Origin of the sequence: Pseudomonas sp. BN102, from assembly GCF_029871245.1 — a bacterium.
Classification (GTDB): domain Bacteria; phylum Pseudomonadota; class Gammaproteobacteria; order Pseudomonadales; family Pseudomonadaceae; genus Metapseudomonas.
Window position 1 is genome coordinate 1 of sequence record NZ_SSON01000027.1, and the last position, 6193, is coordinate 6193.

The window sequence follows — 6193 nt, forward strand, 5'->3', positions numbered from 1 at the left end:
GCCGCGCCGCTCATCGTCCCCTGCTGCTGGGGTGTCATCGAGGTGCAGCCGATCACGCCCGCTGCAGTGAGGACTGCGGCAAACAATAGGGACCGCTTCATGTTCACCTCCGCTACTTGTTCTGCTGCAGACCGGGCACGACCATCTCGAACCAGATGGTCTCGATGACGGGCCGTTTCACGCGGTCGGGATTGGCCGCGTACCACTGGTTGAGCCCTTCACGCACGGTGTCGAGCGTGTGGCCCTTCAAGCCCCTGCCGAAACGCGGAATCAGGCTCTGCTCATCGGACAGCGGTTTCGACCCATGGTAGGCCGCCTCCACCTGGTAGGCGTTGGCGATGCCGACGAGATAGGCCTTCTTGAGCTGCTCCGACGACTGCATCCATTGCTCGCCGGTGATCATGGGCACCTCGTCGGCGCGGGCAATGCCCGATGCCGTCGCCAGGGTCACGCATGCCGCCAATACCAGCGTGCCCATTCGCAATGTTCTCATCGTCTTCCCTCCTCGCTAGGCTGAACCTCAACGCCGTGGCGCGGCCTGCACCGGCGGCCCTGGGTCGCTTCGCCGGATCGCGCTTCGAACCAGTCGAACATACCGGAGCATCACCGGGCTCTCGCCGGCCCCGCATGTCAATGCCCGCACCCACAATTTCTCTTGCTGCACGCGAACTACACAGCAGTCCTACTCAGGCTGAGCCGTGACCTGTTCCGTGGCTCGCTGCTTCGCCTCCTGTGCTTCCAGGATCAACCGATAGGCGATGTAGTACTTGTAGATATTGCTGACGTAAGTCACCGTCTCCGCGCCGATTCGCTCGGCTGCGACATACTCGACGTTATGGAACCAGATGTTGGGATCCAGCCTGCGCTTGGCGGCTTCCTCGCGCAGCCGCGCAACTCTGGCCGGTCCGGCGTTGTACGACGCGAAGGTAAACAGGACCTTATCCAGTTCGGTCATCGGTTCGTCACCGTAGTACCTGTCGATCATCACCCGCATGTACTTGACCCCAGCCTCGATATTCGACTGGGTTCGCCTGATATCGCCAACCTTTAGCTCCTTGCCTGTAGCCGGCATGACCTGCATCACGCCGATGGCTCCCACGGGGCTTCGAACGGACTGGTCAAGCCGCGACTCCTGGTACCCCTGAGCCGCCATCAGCAGCCAGTCCACACTGTACTTGTCACCGTATTGCTTGAAGAATTGAGTCAAATCGAGGAACTTCTTCCGCTCCGCCTGGGATGCAGCGTTCTTGATATATTTCGCGCTCTTCAGATAGCGCGTCAGAATCATATTTCCCGTTGCAGTTCCTTTGCGGTGACGAGTGACGAAGTCATCAACAGCCGTTTTGAGTTGCGGGCTCCCCTTCCGTATCGCCCAGGCAATCTCTCCCCCCGTGCGTATGGCAACCCCTTCATGGACCGTAACCGCGGGAAAGACCTGCTTCCAGAGGTCCGCCTTGTGCTTGTCCATCACGATGAGCGGGACCAGTCCCGCATTTAGCATCTCGACCAGGTCCTCGTCCTCCAACTCCTCCGGGGCTAACCTGATGTTCACCGGGGGCAGATTCTCTGCAGCAAAACGCTTGTTCAGCGCAACCAGACTCTCGTAGTAGCTGGAGGACTTGCGAACAAAGATCTCCTTCTCTGCCAGATCGTCGACGCTTGCTACCTGGGGTGAGGTGGGACCGGACAGGATCACTTCGCTGACATTGGTGTAAATTGGCACGGAGAAGTCCACCAGATCCTGTCTCCCGGGCGTAATGGTCAAGTTAGACGCCGCTATGTCGCCTCCGCCGGCAACTAGCGCGGGAAGTAGTTCGTCCCTACTAACCGGGACGAAGACCACTTGAACCTTTAGATGTTTTTTGGCCTTCGACTTGGCGGACACCATCTTCTTGTTCAGTTCCTTCTCGAACAGGATAAACGCGTCGTAGGTTCCGCCGCGTTGAGTGCCCTTGTCGGTGAAGTAGAAGGTCTTGCTATAGATCGTGAGGACTCGAATGATCCTCCGTTCTTTCATCTCCTCAAGATCACCGGTCCACGGCTTCTGAATCTCTGCCGGATCGACGGTGAGCGTCTCCGCTTGCGGCGTTTCTGAGCGTTTGATCGCATCGGCAGCAGGGACGGGGCCGCTAGACAAAGCCCCGAAAAGTGCCGGCAGACCAAGAATGATCAGCCGTAAGTGCATCGTGCGATACGCCAGGGGGTGAAGTAGCAGCGACAGGTTGAGCATGGTCGCGCTCCGACTGTGTAGTGAACGGCCCCACTACTGCGATGAGCAATCCCTCGCCCTGAGCCTTAGCGGTGGTTGAGGCATGGGGCTCGCGGCAGAAATAGCGCCCCGCGACGGCAGGAACATCACAAGCCGGTCCCTACGGCTACATGCACGCTTACCAATCACCGTCCCAACAAACAAGTTTAGGTGCAGGAGTTGGAAAGTTAAGGACCTCGACGTCGTTGCCCCATGCTTGGGCCTAGGCAGCGGTTCAGCGTGGCATCCGCTCCTTCGAGCATCGCCACATGTTGCGCGGCCGAATGCCTGAGCAGCTCACGTCCGCTGAGATGTTGCGGATAAAAGATCGCGAGGGGCTTTCTCCGGCTCGATAAAAATTAGGCGCTGCCAGCGTGGGACGTCGTAAAGGGCTGCTTTTGGCCGGATAGCGACGGTCTAGCCGAGACTGTCGCGGCGGAGGGTCAGACTTCGATCTGTTCCGCCATTTCCAGGGCATCATCAACCTCGATTCCCAGGTATCTGACGGTGCTTTCAAGCTTCGTATGACCAAGCAGGAGTTGGACTGCTCGTAAGTTTTTAGTCCTGCGATAGATCAGCGATACCTTGGTTCGCCACAGCGTGTGGGTACCGTACATGGTTGGATCAAGGCCGATGGCTGTCACCCAGGCTTTGACTATTCGAGCGTATTGCCTGGTCGAGAGATGAACTGAGCTATGCAACCGGCTCGGAAACAAGAAATCCTCGCTACGAAGGTAGGCCTGATGCATCCAAGCCTCCAGAACCGTTCGGGCTTGCTCGGTGATTTCAATCTGTACCGGGCGCTGAGTTTTCTGCTGCATCACGATGGCCCGTGACGACGCATGTTCCCCATGGGCTACGTCCCGTACACGCAGCTTGCTGTCGATAGACAGATTGAAGTGAGCCAGGTCCCGTGTCTTCTCCGCGAGCTGGAGTCTCACGCGAATGGCCCAGATATCTCTAAGTCGGAGCGGGGCTTTCTGCCCGACAAGCTTTCCCTTGTTCCAAGGTTGATGGCTGTAGGTGGCAATGGTGTTCATGGCTTGTCCATCCTCGATGGGGGAGGACAAGGCTGGATCAGCCTCAGTGCATGGACGCTATCCGACCCATAGCAGACGGTGGAAAGGCCGCGCGGTAAGGAAGCGTTGCAGCAGTGCTATTGATTCAACGACTGCAAGCGATCAAGGCTTTTTTTGCGCGACCAACTTGGCCCGGTCAGACAAATCAGCGATATCAGATTCCAGGTTTTTTTCTGAGCGAAGCAAGGTCAAGCGTCTTTAATGAAGTAACCGGATCGAAAACTGTCATTGCCCCACCACCCCGTGCAGTTGTCGCAGATGAAAGTTCCCCATGATCGCAAGGCATTTTTTTGAGCAACGAGCCGCGCGAAGATGTGTGTCGTCGTCATCAAAGCCTCAGTGCATCAGGAGGTTCGAACGACGCGACTCATGCGATACAGGCACAGCGAGATAGTCGACTATGAAAGCCACTAGCCTGATTGTGATCCTGTTTGTGCTGATGCAGGGCTGCACCATGGCGCCGACGCGCCTGCCGGCGGTGCCGCACGATATGACGGCGAGTGCGGAAATTCCGGGTATGCCTGGGGTGCGCTATGTTGCCGGCGGAGACATGACGGAGTTGACCCAAGTCGGTCTTCAAGCGCTCCAGCGGGAACAGGCTTACCGTGCAAAGCAGGGGCACAAAGGGCCTCTGCCACCAGCGGTATTTCTGGCCATCTCGGGCGGTGGCGACAATGGTGCGTTCGCCGTAGGTTTATTGAATGGCTGGACGGCTACAGGAACGCGCCCGGAATTCAAGCTCGTCACCGGCATCAGTACGGGCGCTTTGATTGCGCCTTTCGCATTTCTGGGGCCGAAGTACGACGCGACGCTGACAAGATTCTATACCACGCTGTCACCGAAAGACGTCATCGAGCCGCGCAGTTTTATCGAAGGTGTTTTGGGTGATGCAATGTCAGATAACGCACCGCTGTTGAAGCTGACGCGCGACTCGGTGACCGAGCAGATGCTCAAGGAGATCGCCGACGAGTACGCCAAGGGCCGCTTTCTGTTAGTTGCCACTGCGGACCTCGATGCGCGCCGTGCCATCATCTGGGACATGGGGAAAATCGCGACTTATGGCGGCCCTAAGGCATTGGATCTGTTCGTGAGAATCATGATCGCATCCGCCTCTATTCCAGGTGGATTTCCGCCCATGATGATAGACGTGGAAGTCGACGATAAACCCTATCAGGAAATGCACGTAGACGGCGGCATCATGGCTCAGGTGTTCGCTTATCCGGCGTCGATACGTGTTAACGAGGAGGCGAAGGCCACTGGCGTGATCCGCGAGCGCAGGCTCTACGTGATACGCAATTCACGACTCGACCCAGATTGGGCGGACGTTGAGCGCAAAACCATGAGTATCGCCGGGCGCGCAGTCACCTCGTTGATCCACAGCCAGGGCATTGGCGACCTCTACCGGATCTACGCCACCGCCCAGCGTGATGGTGTGGATTTCAACCTCGGTTTTATACCGTCAAGCTTCAACGCTCCGCACAAGGAAGAGTTTGATAACGCGTACATGCGCAGTCTCTATGCCACTGGATATGACATGGCGTTGCGGGGGTTTCCGTGGCTTAAAGCACCACCCGGATTCACTTCTCCCAGCGTAACGGCGACGGGTAAATAGCGAGCGCTCGACGACTGGTTATACGCTCAAGGTATTCGGGGTAATTGAATCGCTCACGTTTCTGAAGACCGCGTTGAAGGGCCGCTTCTGGCCGATTCTGTTGAAAAAGTAGCTGTACTCCCATGCCGCCGGCAAAATCACGCGCTCAGCGAGCGTGGGGGCAGGCAGCATGATGGGACAGTTACCGGGTGGGCAGGCGCGCCTGTTCTACTCGTTCAATCTGGAAGACCATGTCCCGCCCCATCACCTCCTGCGCAGCATCGATCAGTGCCTGGATCTCAGCGACCTGCGTGCTCACTTGGCCGACTTCTACAGCCCCATCGGACGCCCCTCAATTGATCCGGAGTTGATGGTGCGCATGCTGGTGGTCGGCTACTGCTACGGCATCCGTGCCGAGCGACGGTTGTGCGAAGAGGTGCACCTGAACTTGGCCTATCGCTGGTTCTGCCGGCTGGGCCTGGAAGACGAAGTGCCCAATCACTCGACCTTCTCCAAGAATCGCCACGGCCGCTTCCGTGACAGCGGGCTGTTCCGCTGGTTGTTCAATGAGGTGCTACGCCGCTGCATGGCGGCCGGCCTGGTCAAGGGTGAAGGCTTCGCCGTCGACGCCAGCATCATCAAGGCGGATGCCAGCCGGCAACGTGGGGTGGCGGGCGATGAGGTCGACTGGCGCGATCCGGCGCTCAGCACCCGCGCCGTGCGCGAGTACCTCGAAGCCCTCGATGAGGAAGCGCTGGCCGAAGCCCTGCCCAAGAAGATTTCGCTCACCGATCCGCAGGCACGGTGGACCGCCGCGCCAGGTGGCCCGGCCTTCTTTGCCTACGCTACCAACTACTTGATCGACACCGAGCACGGCGTGATCCTGGATGTGGAAGCCACCCCGGCGCATCGGACTGCCGAGGTCGAGTCGACCAAAACGATGGTGGAGCGCGTCGAAGCGCAGTTCGACCTCACGCCAGAACGCCTCATCGGCGATACCGCCTATGGCACAGCTCCAATGCTGGCCTGGATGGTCGAGGAGAAGGACATCGAGCCGCATGTGCCGGTGTGGGACAAGACCGAGCGCAAGGACGACAGCCTCTCCAGTAACGACTTCCACTGGAATCAGGAGGCCAACGAATACCGCTGCCCAGCCGGCAAACCGCTACGCAGTGAATGGCGCGCCTTCACCCAACCAAGATCGCGGGTGACCAAGGCCAACACCATCATCTACCGCTCCAGCCAAGCCGACTGCGCCACCTGCCCACTGAAAGC

The 6193-nt window shown here is 58.6% G+C and carries 5 protein-coding genes; 2 read left to right on the forward strand and 3 right to left on the reverse strand.

Annotation, left to right across the window (positions count from 1 at the left end; all coding sequences use genetic code 11):
- Nucleotides 1–112 precede the first annotated feature (112 nt).
- From E8F12_RS03555 to E8F12_RS03565, 3 genes are all read right to left on the reverse strand, one after another.
- On the reverse strand, nt 113–493 hold the full coding sequence (locus tag E8F12_RS03555; protein ID WP_280323907.1) for a hypothetical protein: 381 nt from the start codon (nt 491–493) through the stop codon (nt 113–115).
- Nucleotides 494–682: 189 nt separating this feature from the next.
- Nucleotides 683–2230 carry a lytic transglycosylase F gene (locus tag E8F12_RS03560; RefSeq protein ID WP_280323925.1) on the reverse strand — a complete coding sequence of 516 codons (1548 nt, stop codon included), beginning with the start codon at nt 2228–2230 and terminating at the stop codon, nt 683–685.
- 461 nt (nt 2231–2691) lie between these two features.
- Nucleotides 2692–3288 (reverse strand): tyrosine-type recombinase/integrase, encoded by a 597-nt coding sequence (locus E8F12_RS03565; protein WP_280323926.1) that lies wholly within the window; start codon nt 3286–3288, stop codon nt 2692–2694.
- Between the two features lie 439 nt (nt 3289–3727).
- Here E8F12_RS03565 and E8F12_RS03570 point away from each other — a divergent pair, with 439 nt between their 5' ends.
- Both E8F12_RS03570 and E8F12_RS03575 read left to right on the forward strand, forming a co-directional pair.
- Nucleotides 3728–4939 (forward strand): patatin-like phospholipase family protein, encoded by a 1212-nt coding sequence (locus E8F12_RS03570; protein ID WP_280323927.1) that lies wholly within the window; start codon nt 3728–3730, stop codon nt 4937–4939.
- 169 nt (nt 4940–5108) lie between these two features.
- The coding region (locus E8F12_RS03575; protein WP_280323928.1) for an IS1182 family transposase at nt 5109–6193 on the forward strand (1085 nt) is incomplete at its 3' end.

Bases quoted from the DNA above. Each gene is read 5' to 3' on its own strand.
- E8F12_RS03555 (WP_280323907.1), bottom strand. From the start codon at position 493: ATGAGAACATTGCGAATGGGCACGCTGGTATTGGCGGCATGCGTGACC.
- E8F12_RS03560 (WP_280323925.1), bottom strand. From the start codon at position 2,230: ATGCTCAACCTGTCGCTGCTACTTCACCCCCTGGCGTATCGCACGATG.
- E8F12_RS03565 (WP_280323926.1), bottom strand. From the start codon at position 3,288: ATGAACACCATTGCCACCTACAGCCATCAACCTTGGAACAAGGGAAAG.
- E8F12_RS03570 (WP_280323927.1), top strand. From the start codon at position 3,728: ATGAAAGCCACTAGCCTGATTGTGATCCTGTTTGTGCTGATGCAGGGC.